Here is a 17,898-nt window from a genome sequence, read left to right on the forward strand (position 1 = left end):
CTCAGGTGGCCGCCGCGCCGGCGGCCACTCGACCCTCTCCTTCGAAGGCGAACGTCGAGGTGATGGCGTCGAAGAGGTCGCACAGCGGCTCGGCGAGCGGGATGTTCGGACTGAAACAGGTGATGATCAGGATCCGCTCACCACCGGGAACCGGCACGAACGTGTGCGTCACCACCATCTTGTACGAGATGCCGTCGGAGATCTCCGTCTCCTCGATGCCGGACATCCGGCCGACCGGACCGACACCCGGCAGCGTCACCGTCGTGAGGGTTCGGCCGGTGCCCTCGCGGTGGCGGCCCCCGGTGGCCGAGAACTGCTCGGTGATGCCCTTCGCGGAGAAGTCCTCACCTGGCGGCGGCTTCACACTGAACACCATGAGCCCGGCCATCAGCAGGCCGTCCTCGTACATGGCGGTGGTGCCCGCCGCGTATACGGCGCCGCGCATGCGGGCGCCCTCCATGATGCGTCGTGCGCTGCGGAACGTGTGGTTGATGGCGTCCCGGGTCTCCTTCTGCGGAGCGTGCCGCAGCATCTCGGCGCGGCGCTCGGCGAGCGTGTCGCCGTGCAGGTCGTACTCCGTCCAGTTCTCCGGGACGGCGATCCCGAAGGCGTGCGAACCAGTGGTCATGGGACCGTTCTCCTCAGTTCGTTTCGGGCCGGGCGCTCGGGCCGGGCGCCCGGGTCGAGCCAGGCGGGCAGGGGAAGCGACGAGGCCGCCGTCCTAGGACGGCCGGGCACCGCCCCCGGCGGGTGTTGCGTCGCCGCCACTGCTCGGGCTGCCGCTCTCCTTCAGCGAAGAGCCCATCTTGGTGTCGAATTCGGCGAAGGCCTTCACGATGGCGTCGCAGCCGTCCTTGAGGTCCTTGGTGTTCCGCTTGACCTGCACGCGCCCGTCCTTCCAGGCTTCGTCGAAGTCGGTGCCGGGGCGCACCAGGGGCGGGCCGACGTCCGCGGGGTTGTAGCCCGACGGCCGGGTGTCGATGAGCTCCACCACCCGGCCCAGCAGTTCACCGAGACGTTGCACCTCGTCTCCCGGCATCTCGATCTCGGCCAAGGCTCCTCCCTCGTACGCGTCGTTCGGCGGGCACGTCCCGTCCCGCTCCACACGACCGTGGACGCGAGACGGTTCAACGGCCCGCCGGAGCAAGGGAGTACGGAAGGCGGTGCGGTACGGGACCGGGCCGCGGAGATGCTCACACGGACTTGCGGACGAGCTTCCCGTCGGGCGACACGGCGAACCACTCGCCGTCCAGGCCCTGCCCGTTGACGTCACCGGGCGCCATGTCGCCGACGTAGTAGTACAGCGGCCAGTCCCCGTACGTGACCTGCACGGCGCCCCCCGGCTGCCTCGCCTCGCGCAGCAGCGACTTCTCGACGCCCCTGCCCGCGGCGGCGGGGGAGGGGCTGGTCAGCGCGGGCCATACGGCGATGCACTCCGCGTCGCAGTTGCTGGTGGCCTCCTTGTCCTTGGTGAAGGCGTACAGGGTGCGGCCCTGGCCGTCGACCAGGATGGAGCCGAGCCCGACGTCCGCCACGGTGACCTCGGTGCCGGGCGCGGCTTCGACGGGCTTCTTGCCGTCACCGGTGCCACCGGTGCCGCCGTCGCTCCCAGTACCGCAGGCGACGAGCCCCAGAACCAGCGGGATCGCGAGCAGTGCCTTGCGTGCGTGCATGGTGATGACCTCTCGTACGTCGTGAAAAGCGGTGGGGCGATTTCCCCGCGGTCCACACGTACCGCCCGCCGTACGGGTTCAGCACGCGCCGCCCGGTCCGCCGACGCCCCTGATCGGGAACGGCGTTGAACCGTTCGGGCCACCCGTCCGTTGGTCGACGCGAAGGGCTCCGGAAGCCCAACTCCCGGAAGGACGAATGACATGCGCAGGCTCACTGTCGCGGCGGGCGTCGCCGTGCTCGTTGCCGGTCTCACCGGTTTCACCGGTACGGCCCCGGCGTCGGCCGAGGACGGTCCCGGTGATCGGATCTCGACGGCCGCCGCCGAAGCGGCGCGGGCACCGGCCGTCTCCCTGATCGCCCAGCTCACCGGCGACCAGGGAGCGCAGAAGAAGAGCGGGCCCGCCGTGGGCGACAAGGACGGCAAGGCCGTCGCGCTCGTCAAGGTCAAGGGCGGCCGGGTCACCTTCGCCCTCACCTGGAACGGCATCGGCAGGCCAACACGCGGCCACCTCCACCAGGGCCGAGCCGGCAGCGACGGCGGGGTGAGGGCCGAGCTGTTCGGCGCGGCCATGCCCGCCTCGGTGAACTCCGCCGCCGGACAGACCACGATGTCCTCCGCCGCGCTCGCCCGACGGCTGCGCACCGACCCCGGGGACTTCTACATCGACCTGCACTCCGAGGAGTTCCCCGGCGGCGCGGTGCGTGGCCGGCTCCGGCTTCTGGAGAAGCCGGTGAACCCGCTCAGCATCATCAGAGGCGGCAAGTTGCGCGCGCTCGCGGACGGCGGGCAGGAGACCCCGACGGGCGACACCGGCAAGGCGGGCGACCCGGACGGGCACAGCACCACGTTCCTGCACCCGAGGCCGGACCGTGTCGACTACTCCATGGCCTGGGTGAACATCGGGGCGCCGCTGGCCGGAAACATCCACGAGGGGGTGCTCGGCGAGGACGGCGACGTACGGCTCCCGCTGTTCGTCTCTCCCGTACCGAAGAACATCTTCGCGATCTCGGGAAGCGTCAGCGTCCCCGACACCGAGCTGATCGCCCGCCTCAAGGGGAGCCCGACCGGCTTCTACTCGAACGTGCCCACCCGAGAGTTCCCCGAGGGGGCCGTACGAGGGCAGTTGTTCCACTGACGTTCAACGGCAAGGCGGTTGGCGGAGGTTTCGCGGGCGGCGTGCGGGCAGCCTTGATTGACCCGGCCCCCGGTGTCACCCTGCTTCCGTGCGGATCAAGCAACCCTTCTCCAACTCCCGTCTGTTCTGGGGGGTTCTGCCCGTGATGCTCGGGCTGATCGTGTTCCTGGGCGTCATGACGTTCGGCGGCGACACGGCCGCCACGGTGCCCGGCGCACCCGCCGACGACAAGTACGTGAACATCGGGACCGTCCCGCCGACCCGGGCATCCGCTGCCGGACCCGACGCCTCCACCGGCTCCTACACCGTCGAGTGCGGCCGCAACGAACAGGGCCACTACAACATGGACAACGTCGTGATCTCCCCGGGCGTCGTGAACGGGGCCCACCACACCCACGACTACGTCGGCAACCTCTCCACCAACGCCCTGTCCACCGACCGGAGCCTGGCCGCTGCCGAGACCACCTGCGCGGGCGGCGACCGGTCCACCTACTACTGGCCGGTGCTGCGCCGCCTCGACCGCACGGGCCACGACACCCACGAGGCCGGCAGGGGTGCCCACGGCAACACCGGCGAGATCGTCACCGCCTCCTCGGTGCGGGTGGAGTTCCGCGGCAATCCCGTCAGCTCGGTCGTCGGCATGCCCCGCTTCATGCGACTGATCACGGGCGACCCGGTAGCCGCCACCACGGACAGCGGGAACGTCCGCGCCCAGTGGGGCTGCTCCGGCTACCCGGACCGGTTCACCCGGAACTACGCGCTCTGCCCGCAGGGCAGCGGGCCGACCCGCACCCTGGACTTCCCGAGTTGTTGGAACGGCCTCGCCACCGACAGCCCCGACCACCGGGCGCATGCACAGTTCCCCACTGCCGACGGCACCTGTCCGCGGGCCACGTTCCCCGTACCGCAGCTGCGCGTCACCCTCACCTACGACCTCCCGGAGGGTACGCCGTTCGCCGTCGACTCGTTCCCGGAGCAACTGCGTGATCCGATCACCGACCACGCGATGTTCGTGAACGTGATGCCCATGGACCGGATGAAGGAAATGGTGCGCTGCATCAACGAGGACCGGCAGTGCGGAGCGGGGTGACCGGGGCCCGTTCGACCCCTCGCCTCTCCGTGATTCGGCTCACATCGCCCTGGGGTTGAACCGGTCCGGCCCGCCATCCGTGTTCAGCGCGTCGGCCCAGGAGAGGACGGAGAAAATGGATGGCGGCATTGTGGTCCCGCAGCCGGAGACAGGACACCGGGGACGAGTCACTGATCCGGTCCCTCTACGAGGAACACGGCAGAGCCCTGCTCGCATACGCACAGCGTCTGACCGGCGACCGAAGCGCTGCTGAGGACGTAGTCCAGGAAACCCTGATCCGCGCCTGGAAACACCCGGACGCCCTGGTCAACGGCAAGGGTTCGGTACGTGGTTGGCTGCTCACCGTGGCACGCAACATCATCACGGACCGGTACCGGGCCAAGGCCGCGCGTCCCACGGAGGTTGCCGAGTCGGTGACCACACAGCCCGTCGAGCAGGACCACGCGGACGCCGTGGTCGACTCGATGGTCGTCATGGAGGCGCTCGACCGGCTCTCGCCGGACCACCGGGACGTGCTCATGGAAATCTACTTCCAGGGCAGGAGCGTCGCCGAAGCGGCGAAGACCCTCGGGATACCACCCGGGACGGTCAAATCCCGTTCGCACTATGCGTTGAAGGCCCTGCGGGACGCGTACACGGAAAGACCGAAAGCAGTGAAGCTCGTGGCGTTGAAGGAGGTGGCGGTGTGAGTACCAAGGAACACGACAGCGAGCTGCTCGGCGCCTACGCCCTCGGCGCGCTCGATGATCAGGAGGTGCGAACCGTCGACGAACACATGGCGTCGTGCCAGAAGTGCCGCGACGAACTGGACGAGCTGCGGGACATGGAGTTCGCACTCGGCGAAATACCCCCGGAGGCGTTCCTCGACGGGCCGCCGGAGGGCGGTGACCTGCTGCTGCAGCGCACGCTGAGGCAGGCTCGCAACGAACGTGCCCGGCAGACGCTGCGGCGAAGAGCGGTCCTGGGTGCGGTCGCTGCGGTCGCGGCAGCAGCCGTCCTCGGCAGTGGCGTCCTGATCGGCCAGAACATCGGTGAACGCGCTCCGGAGGCCACCCCTCCGGCCCCCGTGGTCACCGCGACCGTGCCACCGGCGCAGCCGGGCGGCATGAAGGTTCTTGAGGGCCGCAGCGTTTCGACCGGCAGCGAGATGAGGCTACGGGTGACCCCAGCCGTCGAATGGATCCGCCTCAACGCCTCGGTCACGGGCATCCCGGCGGGCGAGCGCTGCCGTGTGGTGGTCGTGGCGAAGGACGGCAGCCGCGAGATCGCGGGCAGCTGGCTCGTCGCCGATGAGAAGAAGGGCGCCAACCTCGACGGTTCGGCGGCCGTCCCCATGGATGATGTGCAGAAGGTCGTGATCGAGAACGACAAGGGCAAGGAGTACGTGTCCATCGAGGTCTGAACCCTCGGGGACCGGTACGCGGTCCGCGCCCATGACGTCGTCGATGGCACGGATCCGGGCGCGGATCGTGACCCGCCCCGGGGAGGGACTGCGACGGCACCGTGCTGTCGATCGACCGGATCGCCGCCGACCGGCCCTGTTCCTCCGGCAAGAAGCGGCACCACGGGGTGGTCGTTCAGGTTCTGATCGATCGGTTCGGGCGGCTGCTGTGGGCCCTGCCCGCACTGCCCGGCTCAACACACGGCCTGACGGCCGCGCGTGAGCACGGCATCGTCGGCGTACTCGCCGCGGCCGGCCCGAAGTGCCGGGCGGACCGGGACCACCAGGGTGTCGGCCCACCCGGCCCGGGCGCCGTTCCAGGCAGGGCCGGATCAAGCGGCGGCATCGGCACAACAGCACCCCCACCAAGATCCGCTGCACCAGCGAACAAACCATGGCTCCGCAAGGGCCGGCAACTGCTGCGAAAGCCCTGCCGCAGCACCCACCGGATCACCGACACTGTCAAGTCCGCCGTCGTCCTTCACCACACCTTGTGAACCTTCCCCTTGATCGTGGACACCTGGAGGCTGGGACCTTGAGGTTCCGGAGGAAGCGGCGCCAGGTGGGAAGCAAGTACACGAAGCGGCACACGGAGGAGTTCAAGAGGCTGCGCGGATAGGGATGCGGTCATGGTCGGTGGTTCGGGCGTTCGTCCCAGCGGTGAGTCGTCGATGCCTGCCGGATCAGACTACGCACGGTGATGATCACGTCGGCGAGGTCGAAGGATGCCTTGATGACGGTGGTGCGCCGCTCGTAGCAGCGGGCGGGGAGACTGCTTCGGCAGCCTGGATCACGAGGTGCTGCTCGCAAGTCTGGAGGAGAGAATCCACGATGGATGATTTCTGCGGCTGATCCGGTAGATGCTCAAGGCCGGGTATTTGGAGGACGGGCGGTGGAACGCCACGCTCAGCGGTGCACAGCAGGGTGGCGTGATCCTGCTGCCGGAACAGGCCGACTACCTGGTCTGCCGCGCACACGGCTTCCTGGCGGACCGCCCGCCCACCGTGCCCGTCCTCAGTTGACCTCCCGCACTCTCGCAGCGGTCCGCTCGGCGAGCTCGCGGACGCCGTTCGCGGCGTTCCCCGAGAGCTCGCCGAATACGGCGTCGGCGGCCGCGAGGAGGGCACGGGTCTCCTCGGGGCGGCCCGCGTCGGCCAGGGCGAGGGTGAGCCGGTAGTGCTCCTCGGCGATGAAGCGGCCGAGGTTGACCCGCTGCCAGTGGAGCAGTGAGTCGTCGCCCGGGGTGGCCAGGGCGTCGCGCACGGCGGCCAGGCTGTCCGCCGCCTGCGGCAACCGGCCCGCCTCCCGCTCGAGGCGGGCCAGGGTGTACCCGGCCGAGGCCCGGTCCCATGCCGTCTCCTGAAGGGCGGCGTACAGGCGCTGGGCGCGCAGCGCCTGGGGAGGGTCGCCGAGTTCCTCGAAGTCCCGGGCGAGCCAGTCCAGCGGATCCGTGGCCAGGCTGCGGGGCACCTCGGGGCGGCGGAGTCTGCTCTGGTCCATGAAGATGCTGTCGAGTTCGCGGATCAGCGTCACCCGCGCGAGGTCCGTCATCCCCTGGTCCCGCGCCAGGTCGGTCCATGTGGAGACCGGCTCGTCCGACGGGTCCGTCCCGAACATCGACTCGTCGAGCTCCCGCGCCCACTGTTGCAACTCGTCCGCGCTTGCACCCGGTTCCGGTATTTCGCTCAAGCCGCACGCCGTGTCGAAGTCAGTCTTCCGGACCTCAAGCAGCAGCGGCAGATCTCCGGTGTCCCCGGCCAGCCCCACCAGCACGGCCGCGAGCCGCAGTTCGTCCGTCATCGACGACCGCGTCTCGTGCCGCAGCAGATGCCGCAGCAGCTCCAGATCGCCCTCGGCGCGGTCGAACTGCGCGGCCCGCAGGGTGATCCGGCGCCGCACCGGGTCCTCGGCGACTTCACGCCATGCCGTGCAGTCGCCCTCCCGCAACCGGGCGAGATCGGCGCGGCCCGCCGCGAGCACCGGCTCCCACAGCGGGGGACCGGCCGGGCCTATCCGGTCGTACGCACACCCCTCATCCGCATTGAGCAGTACGAACTCCGGCTCGGTGCGCAGCAGCGCGGCACGCAGCCTGCCCACCAGCTCGACCGGGGAGCGATTTGGGAAGCCCAGCGCCGCCCGGAGCTCGGCACGTTCGTCGTCGATTCCGTAGTGCTCACGGATCTCGTCCTCGGTCTCCGCGACGCACGCCAGGATCTTCTCCTCGCTGTCGTCCGACGACAGACGTGTGTAGCCGCGCCAGCCGGGCAGGCCGATCACGAGCTCAAGGGCCTCGTCGACACTGGAGCCGATGATCCCCGCGGCGCCCTCCGGGTCGGCGTAGAGCACCGAGCCGTCCGCGCACACGAAGTACGTACCGCCGGTATCGTCCCCGGCTACCGTCTCCAGCGGCCCACCCGAGGCGAGGCGGACCTCCTCGACATGGCCGTGGGCGGCGCGCTCCAGGTCGAAGTCGAAGGGGAAGGCGGCCAGTTCGGCCAGGCGGCGGTCCTGCCGCAGCAGCCATAGCGCGTGATCGGTCATGTCACAGAAAGTAACACCGTGCACTGACAACGGACTCGCGGCCCCTGTAGGAGGCCGTGCGGATAGGGATGCGGTCATGGTCGGTGGTTCGGGCGTTCGTCCCAGCGGTGGGTCGTCCATGCCTGCCGGATCAGACTACGCACGGTGATGATCGTGTCGACGAGGTCGAAGAATGCGTCGATGACGGTGGTGCGCCGCTCGTAGCAGCGGGCGAGCCGGTGGAAGGCGTTCCGCCACGCGTGGGTGCGTTCGACATGCCAACGCTGACTGGCCTGGATGGGCGCCTTCGCGCCCTTGCGCGCGATGCGTCCGTGCAGGCCGCGTTCGCTGAGCAGTGCGCGGGTCTTGTCCGAGTCGTAGCCGGCGTCCAGGTGCACGGTGATGTCGTCGGGTAACGGTCCGAGGTCGTCCAGGCGGTCCAGGGTCGGTGCGAGCAACGGGGAGTCGTGGCGGTTGGCACCGGCCAGGACACGCCCCAGTGGAATGCCGTACCCGTCCGTCACGCCCGAGCGTTTGAGGCCCTGTTTGCCGCGGTCGACCGGTGAACGTCCGGCGGCTTCGCCGCCTCCGGGGGGCCTTGGTGATGGAGCCGTCGACCGCGATCTGGTTGAGGACGAGACCAACGATCCGGTCGTAGGAGTCGAGCGCGATCTGCTTGAGCTGGGCGAAGACGCCGAGTCGTATCCACTCGTCGCGGCGGCTTCGGATCGTGGTGGCCGAGCATGTTGTGTCGGCGATCGCCTCGTAAGAACAGCCGAAGCGCAGCAGTTGCAGCATCTTGTCGAAGACGATCCGGTCGCTGATGCGTCGACGGTGGCAGCCGAGTGGATGGTCCGGGTGGTACTACGGCCTCTCGGGCAGCAGCGCAGCGAATTGGTCCCAGAGCGGTTCGGTCAGCCATGATGGCAGCGCGGGCACAGGCCCTCCATATGATCACAGAGCGTAGACAACTCCATGATCACCGGGACCTGTGCCCGTTCTGTTGCCGGTATCCCCAACCGCGCCTATCCGCGCGGTCTCCAAGCGGGACGCGATCGCGCTCGTCGACTCCTCGGGCAGGACGGTCACGGCCGTCGCCCTCCCCGAGAACAGTGCAGTTGGCAGCTGGGCCGCACGCTGACCCTGCCCCCTGACGAACCAGCGGTGTCAGTCCTCGTCGGGCCACTCGTACATGGTCGATTCCACTGACAGGTCCCGTACGCCTTTGAGACGGACGTCCGTTGGCGGCTCGACTTCGAAGCGGTGCACGGGGTCGTTCACCAGGCGGAGGGTCGGCCTGCCGGCACCCTTCTCCAAATGCGAAGCGATTACGAGCGTGTAGTTTTCACGCTCGGTCCAGGCCCGTACGAACTCCGAACGCGTAAGGGACAGCTCACCTGGGACGGCACGTCCGTGGGCCTTGATCTCGTAGTAGCGTCCGGTCGAGTCATATGCGTCGGCGCCCACGCCTGACGCGCCCCGCTGGTCCTCCAGCTCGACACCGCGCTCCTGCAGGATCCGGCGGAGCGCCTGGATGACGAGCTCCTCCTTGTCGTGGTCTTCGTAGCCGAGGGGCGAAGCCTTGCTGCTGGGCGGGGCGCCGCCGGGCCTGGGCCGGGGGAGCGGGGTGCCGTCTCGGCGGTGCGCGGGTTTCCCCGCCCCTCGTGTCCGGGCACGGCTACTGCCCGGTGTGGACGGCACTCCCGTGCGGGTGACCTTGCCGGGCAGCACGTCGAACACGACCACGTCCACCAGGGGGCGAGCGACCGGCGCGTGCTGCGGGCCGGACTGGTTGCCAGGCCCGAGGCTTCCGGGCGCGGGCGCCGAACCGGTGCGCGGCGGCGGGATGAAGCCGGTCGGGCCGGTGGGGACAGCAGGGCTTGCGCCCCGTTGAGGGGTGGTCTTTACATTCGGCATCGGCGCGGTGGGAGCCACGGGGGCCGGCTGCGCACGTCGGCGTAGTTCTTCGGCGAGCCGTTGCCGTTCCTCGCGGTCGCGCTGCGCTGCCGATGTGAGTGCCGTCCCGGCCTCCGCCCGCACCAGGCGTTCTTCCCAGACGTCCCGCCAGGTGTGGCCCACGCGCGAGCGTGCTTCCGCGAAGTGTGCGGCGATCGCCGCTCCCGCTCCCGACTTGGTGGGCAGTGCCGCGTGCGAGTCCAGGAACAGCGTGTTGCGGTCGCGGTCGATCTGCGCGTCGACGGGGAGGGTGAGGGGCTCGTGGGCGGGTCCCGGATCGATACGGATCCGCAGGCCGGGGAGAAGTCGCACGTCCAGGCCGGCGAGCCAGGCCCAGCCGGTGAACGCCTCGGCCGTTTCGGGTTCGTCGCGCACCAGAAGGTCCTGGAGCGCGGCGACTCCCCGCCGGAAGTCCTCGGTGAGGCTCGCGTCGACCGGCTGGTCGAGGAGCGCGCCCTCGGCCGCGTTCACGTCTCCGGTCTCGTACGTGACCTGGGCGCCCGCGACGTCCAGGGGCGTGACGCGCAGCCGTCCGAACAGTGCCGTGAACTGTTGTACGTTCCCTCCCGGCTTCCACAGCGGCAGACGGCCCGTCAGGGCTCGCTCGACCCCTGCGTCGGCCACGGCGAACACCGATCGGCCCTTGCCCTTGACCCAGCCGGCCGTGGTCCACAGCGGCAGATTGCGCAGCCTGCTCTGAAGTCCGGGCGGCATCGGCTTGTCGTCGGAGGAGATCATGTCCCGCAGGCGGCGCAGAGCATCGAGCATGACTCTTTCGTCCTCGACGTCGGGGGCGGCACCGGTCCCGGACATCTCCTTCAGCACGTCGACGAGGTCATCGAGCCCGGGTTCGGGGATGCCCAGCGCCTGCCATAGCGGGTCGACGTCCATCCCGGTCAGGGCGAAGGGACGGAACCCGCGCAGGATGGCAGGTCCCCGGAAGCACGAGCCGGGCTTCATCCAGCCCTGGTCGGTCAGGACGAGGTCCTCGTACGAGAACGCGTTGCGGATCTGCTTCTCGACCGCGGTCTGGGGTGCATCTGCCGAACGGTGCGTCAGACGCCGGGCCAGGGACTGGTAGACCAGCAGCGCCTCAGCCCTCAGGCTGTCCGGCACGTCGCCATCAGTATGGGTGTTGTCGTCGGCGCGGTCGCGGAGTTCCCGCAGCCGTTCCATCAGGCGCGGGACGTCGGGATTGCCGGAGACACCGAGTGCGGTGAGGACCTCCGTGCGGGTAGCCAGGGCCTGGTGGATCGCCGGGTGCAGGTATCCGGGATCCTCCGGCCCGTACAGGGCTACCGTATCCGGTGTACGCAGGGTGAGGTCGGCCGGCGGCTTGAGTCGGCCGTGGCTGTCTTCCAGCCAGGCGGTCTCCCGGAGCTGCCACACCCAGATGGCCGCCGTTTCACCCTTGACGTTCCACTTGTAGTGGCCTCGGGCCATGGGGACGACGGCCTGGTCCGAAGTGGTCAACAGTGCGGTGAGGGTGCGTAGCAGGGCGGCTGTGCGGCGGCGCCGCTCGTCCACGTTCTGCTCGGCCGCGATGTTCTTGACCACGGCGGCAAGGTCGCTGCTGGTCAGGTCGTCCAGGGTGTGGTCGGCTCCCTTGACCAGCATCTGCGACCACCGGCCCGGCACGGACCACCTGCAGTTCCGCGCGAGGCCGAGCCGGGAATCTCCCGGGTACGTCTTGGTGTCCCACGGGTGGTACCGCTCGCGCACCGGAGTGAGCCGTGGAGCGCCCGCCACGCCCAGCAGCCGGAGGAAAGCCGTCCCGCTCAGACCGCCTGCCCGGGCGGCGGGGAGCAGTGATCGCGCGTAGGAGCGGCGTACCCAGACGAGACCGGGAGTCTTGCGTGCCGCGACCTCGAACCGGTCTCCGTCAGCGCTCTCCAATGCCTGGGGCAGGTAGGCGGCGCCGGGCTTCACACGGTGGGCCTGTTCGATCCCGTCCTTGTCATGGGCGAAGCCATTGAGGAGGATGGCCCGTCCGATGCCCGGACCGAGCGGGTCGCGTTGCTTCTTGGGCATTTCGCCGAGCGCCTGCTGCAAGGCGATGAGTCGGGCGGCCTCCGTCGCCTCGTCGCCGTCGGCAAGTCGTCCACCGGCTTTTCCGAGCCGGGAGACAATCTTCAGCACGGCTGCCGTGTCGTCGCGGCGCACCAGGCAGTCCCGCCGACGCAGCCACGCAGTGACGGTCTTCGCCCAGACGTTGTCCTCCGCATAGGCGGGATGCAGGTCCAGAACGACGCCCAGCACATCCAAGGGGCCGGTGGCCCCGCCGGACGCGTCGGCGAACGCGCTCTCCGCGGGTTGCGGCCGAAGCCGACGCCCATCGGCGGTGACCAGGCACGTCCGGCCGGCCAGCGCATGCTCGTAACCCGTTTCGAGGGCGACCGCGGCAAGCCGTACGAGCCGCGCGACGTCAGACCACTCGTAGTCGGAGAACAAGGTGAGGGCGTCCATGACCCGGACCTCCGCGCGCATGTCCGCGGCGCCCGTCGTACGCCAGTCCGCGAGGACTTTCCGCCAGTGGCCGCCGCTGTCGCGGACACCAGCAGGCAAGGCGTACCGGGCTTCACCCAGCCGTGCGATGTCGGTGTCGTCGAGGACCCCCGACAGTGCGGCCTCCTCGACCGCGAAATCGGACAGCGGGACCGAGGGACCATCTTGCGAGACCGGCAGGGCCAGCTTGGCAGCGAGTGACTGCCGGGCGCGGTTGAGCAGCTCGGTGCGGATCCGGTCCTGGAGCAGGTTCGTCGGCGCGGAGCCCGAAGGGCAGGGAAGCGGAACGAGGTGCCACGCCGTGGGATCCACCCTCTCCAGGACGTCGCGTACGGCGGCTTCCCACAGGTCGGCGATCACGGGGACGAGCTGTGCGTTGAGGCGGCTGTCGGCAAACCCTTCGCGGCTGGCGACGGGGTCGAACTGGGTGTGCACGCGGGCCGCCACGTCCAACGGGGCGACGGGCAGGCCGGCATGGACGCTGCCGGTCACCTCGCCCTCCAGGGGGAGCGCGATGCCCACGGGCACGATCGCGTCCAGTGCCTTGTGGCTCCGTTCCCATTCCGGCCGCGCCTCCACCTGCGCGGTGTACACACGCCACACCGCTCCGTCGGTCGTCCGGGCGTGCCGCACCTCCACCTCGCGCTCCACGCCCTGGACCACCAGCCGATGCCGCGCCACGTCAGCCCAGGCCAGGGTCAGTCCGGCGCTGTGCCCGCCGGCCGTCACCTCCAGAGCGCGGAGATGGCGCAGGAAGAGCAGGGAAGCGTCGTTCCACTCGTCGAACCATGCGAGGAGCTGGGCCGACGTCAGCTTCCCGGGGGCCAGGGGGATACGGAAGACGGTCCACTCGGGTCCGGAGATCCCGGCGGGGAGTTCGGGCGGCGGCGCGGGCTCGAGTTCGGTCCCGGAGAAGCGCACGTGGAAGGGGTGACAGTGGACCTCCCACACCGTCGAGAGGACCCTGAGCGTGGACAGTCCGATGCCGAACCGGCCCGTGGCAGCGGCGTCGGCCGCCTTGCCGGTGAGCCAGGGCATGCCGAGCGGGAGCACATCGGCCAGCCGCAGCCCGGCCCCGTCGTGGGCGATCAGCATGTCGTCGGACCGCAACAGGACGCGCAGCTGTCCGGCTCCCGCGTCGTCGGAGTTCTGGACGAACTCGGAGAGGACCTGGAGCCGGTCGGTCGAGAGCGTCTCGGCGCCCTGCAACGCGCCCTCGGCCATCCTGCGGTGAACCCCACGCCCGCTGCGCAGCCCCTGATCGAAGAGCCGGACGGCGCGCGCCGCTTCCTCCGGCGTCGCGACCTCCACGTCCACAGATGCGTCCGGATCCTCCAGAAGCGTGTGCACAGCCGTCGTGAGAGCGTCCACGTCGGTATCCCTCCCCTTGGTGCCTTGTGACACCGACAAGGCTGAGGCTGGGGACGGTTTCCCGATGACTGGGTGAACGTAATCCAGCCATGGGTGCGCATAGTTACGGCGAGGGCTTTGGTCCGGCGGTCCGCCGTCGACACTGCAGGGGTAGGAAGCGGGGCGGATGGCAAGCGGCTCCGAAAGCATCGGTAACACGGCGAAATCTGACCCTGGGTGCCCCTCGATTGTCAGACCCTCCTGGTAGGGCGCCTCGGTCGACAAGAGCGCCCGCCTTGGTCGTGGTTTTTCGTCCGCTCCGTCCCGGCCGTCGGTGGGGGAGGCTTACTGATCGCTTCAGAGTGAAGTTCGTTGTGGATGTTGGCAGTTGGGTGTTGTGTCGGCAGGATTTGTTGGGTGTCTGCTGATCTTGTGCCCGATGACCTGTGGGAACGTGTGGCTCCGCTGTTGCCTGCTCGTCCGCCGCGGCGGCATCGGTGTCCCGGGCGGTTGCCGGCGGATGACCGGGCTGCGTTGCGGGGCATCGTTTACGTGCTGTGCAGGAGCGTGAGCCGGCGGGACGTTCCGGCGGAACAGATCGGCTGCAGGGGGGTGACGGCCGGGCGTCGGCTGCGGGACTGGACCGAGGCCGGCGTCCGGCCGCAGCTGCACGAGGTGCTGCGGGCCGCGGGCCTGCTGGACATGACCGACGTGGCGGTCGACGGCTCTCATGTCCGGGCCCTCAAAGGGGGGCTCACACCGGACCTTCGCCGGTCGGCCGCGCCCGGCCCGGCAGCAAGCACCACCTGATCACCGACCGGCACGGCACCCCGCTCGCCGTCTCACTGACCAGCAGAAACCGCCACGACGTCACTCGGCTGATGCCGCCGCTGGACGCGATACCCCCATCCGCGGGGTCCGCGGGCGGCCGAGGCACCGGCCGCGCCGGCTGTTCGCCGACCGCGGCTACGACTACGACAAGTACCGCCGCCTCCTCCGGGCCCGCGGCATCACACCCAAGATCGCCCGCAAAGGGCACCGCCCACGGCTCCGGACCCGCTACGAGATACGCGCCGACCTCCACCTCGGACTGCTCCAACTCGCCTGCAGCATCATCTGCTTGCGACCCCTCCGAACCTCATTCTGAAACGATCAGTTAGTCAGGTAAGTCGGCATCTGGTCGGCATCAGTTCCCGAAACATCCTGAGAGGCTGTCCGAACGGGCGCCCGTTCGGTGGCGCCACAACAGCCCGGTCGGCGTCGAAGCCCAGGCAGGAGCCCTGTCACCAATGACGAGCGATGTTCCTCACAATCCTCGACCGGCGTGTCCCGGTGTACAGTCGAGGCCGCCCTTGACCTGCACAAAGCAGGCAGGGAGCCGTCACACAGGAGTCCAAAGTGCTGCGTACTCTGTTCAAGTCCAAGATCCACCGGGCCACCGTGACCCAGGCCGACCTGCATTACGTCGGATCGGTCACCATCGATGCCGAGTTGATGGAAGCGGCGGACCTGTTGCCGGGCGAGCTGGTACACATCGTCGACATCGACAACGGTGCCCGCCTGGAGACGTACGTCATCGAGGGCGAACGCGGCTCCGGTGTCATCGGTGTCAATGGGGCAGCCGCACACCTCGTCCACCCGGGCGACCTGGTCATTCTGATCAGTTACGCCCAGGTCGACGACGCCGAGGCCCGCAGCCTGGTTCCGCGGGTCGTGCACGTCGACGCCGACAACCGGATCGTCCAGCTCGGCTCCGACGCGTCGGAGCCCGTGCCCGGCACCGCCACCGAGCGGAGCCCGCACGCGGTTCCCGCCGCGCGCTGACCCGGGCCGGTCCGGCGGCGGGATCCGTTCGGGCGCGTCCCTCGTGGCGGGGGTGCGGCGGGGCATTCGGAACCCGTACGTACGGCCCCACCGGGCGCGGGCGGCGGGTCCGGGAGACGGTGGAAGCAAGATCCGTCCTGAACCGTTCGGAGGCTTCCGATGACCAACCCGTATCCCGACCCGGTGCCTCCGGCACCCACCCCCGGGCCGATGCCCGGCCCGCCGTCCCCGCTGCCGGAGCCGCCGCCCCCGCCGCCCGGCCCGGTGCCACCGGGCCCGGCGCCGGACCCGATCCCGCCCACCCCGGAGCCCGAACCCCAGCCGTCGCCCCAATAGGCCGGCCGGGCCCGGACGGGCCCGGCCGCTCAGGCGACGATCGGCACCACGGCCTCGGGGGTCAGCATCCGGAAGGTGAACGACTGGTGGAAGTAGAGCCTGATACCGGTCGCGTCGTGGTCCTGGTAGCCGATGGAGAGGTCCTGGCCGAGGCACAGCTCGAAGTCGCCGCCACGGGTGGACAGCAGCACTCCGCCCGTGACGGCGGGGGCCCACAGGATCTGGTCGTCGAGCAGCCGGGCCAGATGGGTGGCCACCGGGTACCCGTGGTCGGAGGTCTCGGTGGCCTCGGTGAAGGCGTCGGCGCCGAGCAGCAGCCGGTACGGGCCGTCGACCCCGGCCAGCCGTAGCCGGGTGAGCGCCTGGCTGACGGTGGTCGGGTAGTCGCGGGCGTCGGCGGGCAGGGGGAGCGGGGTGTGCGAGGAGCCGTCCCGCAGCCCGATGATCCCGGCCGAGGCGTAGCCGTCGATGATCGCCGTGTCCTCGGCGAACGCACAGGTGCGGGCGGCGTCCTTGACGGGCTGCCAGTCGCTGTCGTCCGAACCGCGCTCGACATCGTCCACGGCCGACCGGGTCACCGTGAACGGCACCCGCCATTCGATGACCGGTGCCGAGGTGCGGGCCCGCGCGATCACGTCCGGCGCGGGCGGATCGATGTCGCGCAGATGGCCGTCGCCGACGGCGGCCAGCCCGGGACCTTCCGGGCCGGTCACGTCGACGACGCGGCGGCCCGCCAGATGGCGGCTGAAGGTGCGCCGGGCCTCCTCCTCGATCTGCGCCCAGGCGGCTTCCGTGACGGGGGCGAGTTCACGATGCAGGTTGTTCATCACCGGTCACTTTCTTGCAGGCTGCCGATGCGCAGCGAACCGTCGCACGGGCGGGCCGGGCCGGGAGCCTCCGCCGCCACCGGTACGGGCACCGGCTCCGGCAGGGCCTCGGTCCCGGCCGCCGAGGGCGGCGGGGGCGGGGCGTCGAGGAAGTCGGCGCGGGGGGCGTGGAAGAGGGTGCCGGTGACCGCGGTCGAGAAGTCCAGGATGCGGTCGTGGGTACCGGGCGGGTCCCCGAGGAACATGTTGCGGAGCATGTGCTCGGTCACGCCCGGGTCGGCGGCGTAGCCGATGAAGTACGTGCCGAACGTGCCCCCCTCGAAGCTGCCGAACGGCATGTTGGCCCGCAGGATGTCGCGTTCCGTGCCGTCCGGGTCGGTGATCGTGTTGAGGGCGACGTGCGAGTCGGCGGGCTTGAGGTCGTCGGGGAACTCGATGTCGTCGGCCTTCGTGCGGCCGATGACCCGCTCCTGGGCCTCGGTGCTCAGCGAGTTCCATGCCTTGAGGTCGTGGACGTACTTCTGCACGACGACGTAGCTGCCGCCGGTGAACGCCGGGTCCTCGGCACCGACCAGCGCCGCCGACCGGGCGTCCGCGCCCACCGGGTTCTCCGTCCCGTCGACGAATCCGAGCAGGTCCCGGTGGTCGAAGTAGCGGAACCCCTGGGTCTCGTCGACCACCTTCACCGCCCCGCCGAGCCGGTCGAACAGCTGGGCCGCCCACTGGTAGCACACGTCCATCCGCTCGCCCCGGATGTGGAACAGCAGGTCCCCCGGGGTGGCGGGCGCGTGGTGCCGGGCGCCGCGCAGTTCTTGGAACGGGTGCAGCAGGGCCGGCCGGGGGCCGGAGAACAACCGGTCCCAGGCGTCGGAGCCGAAGCCGGTCACACAGGCCAGCCCGGTGTCGGGGAACCGGAATCCGATGGAGCGGCCGAAGGCCGCCAGGTCGGGCAGCACCTCGCGCACCGCGTCCTCCCCGCCGGGCTCGATCGTGGCGACCAGGATCAGAGCGGCGCAGGTCAGCGGCGAGACGACGGGCTGGGCCTCGGGCGGCTCCGAGGCGGGTTCCGGGGTGGCGTCGGACATGCGGGGGCTCCCTGGGGCGGGCGACGGCGGGCCGGGGCGGCGGGCGGTGGGGCGGTGGGCCGGAGCCGGGGAAGGGTCTCGCTGCTACTTACGCACGGGTGGACCGCCGCCGCACCCCGGGGCACTCCGGCCGGGCGACCCCGGAGGCGGGCGG

13 protein-coding genes and 4 pseudogenes are annotated in these 17,898 nt (G+C 70.1%); 8 read left to right on the forward strand and 9 right to left on the reverse strand.

From position 1 onward, the window contains the following. Position 1 precedes the first annotated feature (1 nt). The 3 genes from ACFYW1_RS13425 to ACFYW1_RS13435 all read right to left on the reverse strand — a co-directional run bounded on the left by ACFYW1_RS13425 (position 2) and on the right by ACFYW1_RS13435 (position 1,673). A complete protein-coding gene (locus ACFYW1_RS13425) occupies positions 2-628 on the reverse strand; it encodes a hypothetical protein (protein ID WP_388991064.1) in 627 nt (208 codons plus the stop codon). 93 nt (positions 629-721) lie between these two features. Further along, positions 722-1,054 carry a hypothetical protein gene (locus ACFYW1_RS13430; protein WP_388991066.1) on the reverse strand — a complete coding sequence of 111 codons (333 nt, stop codon included), beginning with the start codon at positions 1,052-1,054 and terminating at the stop codon, positions 722-724. Positions 1,055-1,193: 139 nt separating this feature from the next. After that, complete coding sequence (locus ACFYW1_RS13435; RefSeq protein ID WP_388991068.1) at positions 1,194-1,673, reverse strand: hypothetical protein; 480 nt, start codon at positions 1,671-1,673, stop codon at positions 1,194-1,196. Positions 1,674-1,874: 201 nt separating this feature from the next. Here ACFYW1_RS13435 and ACFYW1_RS13440 point away from each other — a divergent pair, with 201 nt between their 5' ends. The 5 genes from ACFYW1_RS13440 to ACFYW1_RS13460 all read left to right on the forward strand — a co-directional run bounded on the left by ACFYW1_RS13440 (position 1,875) and on the right by ACFYW1_RS13460 (position 5,838). Then, entirely contained in the window at positions 1,875-2,810 is a 936-nt protein-coding gene (locus tag ACFYW1_RS13440) for a CHRD domain-containing protein (protein ID WP_388991070.1), read from the forward strand. 88 nt (positions 2,811-2,898) lie between these two features. Then, the gene (locus tag ACFYW1_RS13445; RefSeq protein ID WP_388991072.1) at positions 2,899-3,900 is read left to right on the forward strand and encodes a DUF1996 domain-containing protein; all 1,002 of its coding nucleotides are present in this window, start codon (positions 2,899-2,901) and stop codon (positions 3,898-3,900) included. Between the two features lie 119 nt (positions 3,901-4,019). Then, a complete protein-coding gene (locus ACFYW1_RS13450) occupies positions 4,020-4,589 on the forward strand; it encodes a sigma-70 family RNA polymerase sigma factor (RefSeq protein WP_388991074.1) in 570 nt (189 codons plus the stop codon). After that, positions 4,586-5,302, forward strand: a complete 717-nt coding sequence (locus ACFYW1_RS13455; protein WP_388991076.1) for a zf-HC2 domain-containing protein — start codon at positions 4,586-4,588, stop codon at positions 5,300-5,302. Before ACFYW1_RS13450 ends, ACFYW1_RS13455 begins: the two co-directional genes overlap by 4 nt. 101 nt (positions 5,303-5,403) lie before the next feature. Beyond that, on the forward strand, positions 5,404-5,838 hold the full coding sequence (locus ACFYW1_RS13460; RefSeq protein WP_388991078.1) for a hypothetical protein: 435 nt from the start codon (positions 5,404-5,406) through the stop codon (positions 5,836-5,838). Positions 5,839-5,968: 130 nt separating this feature from the next. Here ACFYW1_RS13460 and ACFYW1_RS13465 read toward each other — a convergent pair. Beyond that, positions 5,969-6,106 (reverse strand): annotated as a pseudogene (locus ACFYW1_RS13465) (IS5/IS1182 family transposase); the annotation flags it as partial. A 5-nt stretch (positions 6,107-6,111) separates the two neighbouring features. Here ACFYW1_RS13465 and ACFYW1_RS13470 point away from each other — a divergent pair. After that, positions 6,112-6,273 (forward strand): annotated as a pseudogene (locus ACFYW1_RS13470) (RNA-directed DNA polymerase); the annotation flags it as partial. 82 nt (positions 6,274-6,355) lie between these two features. Here ACFYW1_RS13470 and ACFYW1_RS13475 read toward each other — a convergent pair. The 3 genes and pseudogenes from ACFYW1_RS13475 to ACFYW1_RS13485 all read right to left on the reverse strand — a co-directional run bounded on the left by ACFYW1_RS13475 (position 6,356) and on the right by ACFYW1_RS13485 (position 13,693). Next, positions 6,356-7,882, reverse strand: a complete 1,527-nt coding sequence (locus ACFYW1_RS13475) for a hypothetical protein (protein ID WP_388991080.1) — start codon at positions 7,880-7,882, stop codon at positions 6,356-6,358. A gap of 74 nt (positions 7,883-7,956) precedes the next feature. Next, a pseudogene (locus tag ACFYW1_RS13480) lies at positions 7,957-8,800 on the reverse strand (IS5 family transposase). Between the two features lie 228 nt (positions 8,801-9,028). Continuing rightward, a complete protein-coding gene (locus ACFYW1_RS13485) occupies positions 9,029-13,693 on the reverse strand; it encodes a sacsin N-terminal ATP-binding-like domain-containing protein (protein ID WP_388991082.1) in 4,665 nt (1,554 codons plus the stop codon). Positions 13,694-14,050: 357 nt separating this feature from the next. Between ACFYW1_RS13485 and ACFYW1_RS13490 the strand changes: the two are divergent. Next, positions 14,051-14,819, forward strand: a pseudogene (locus ACFYW1_RS13490) (IS5 family transposase). A 251-nt stretch (positions 14,820-15,070) separates the two neighbouring features. After that, on the forward strand, positions 15,071-15,496 hold the full coding sequence (panD, locus tag ACFYW1_RS13495; protein WP_388991084.1) for an aspartate 1-decarboxylase: 426 nt from the start codon (positions 15,071-15,073) through the stop codon (positions 15,494-15,496). A 365-nt stretch (positions 15,497-15,861) separates the two neighbouring features. Here panD and ACFYW1_RS13500 read toward each other — a convergent pair whose 3' ends face one another. Together ACFYW1_RS13500 and ACFYW1_RS13505 are read right to left on the reverse strand one after the other, a co-directional pair. Next, on the reverse strand, positions 15,862-16,659 hold the full coding sequence (locus tag ACFYW1_RS13500; RefSeq protein WP_388991086.1) for a family 1 encapsulin nanocompartment shell protein: 798 nt from the start codon (positions 16,657-16,659) through the stop codon (positions 15,862-15,864). Further along, positions 16,659-17,744, reverse strand: coding sequence for a Dyp-type peroxidase (locus tag ACFYW1_RS13505; RefSeq protein ID WP_388991088.1), 1,086 nt, complete (start codon positions 17,742-17,744; stop codon positions 16,659-16,661). The genes ACFYW1_RS13500 and ACFYW1_RS13505 overlap by 1 nt, the downstream gene beginning before the upstream one ends. Between the last annotated feature and the right edge of the window lie 154 nt (positions 17,745-17,898).

It is taken from the genome of Streptomyces sp. NPDC002669 (assembly GCF_042889165.1).
Classification (GTDB): Bacteria; Actinomycetota; Actinomycetes; order Streptomycetales; family Streptomycetaceae; genus Streptomyces.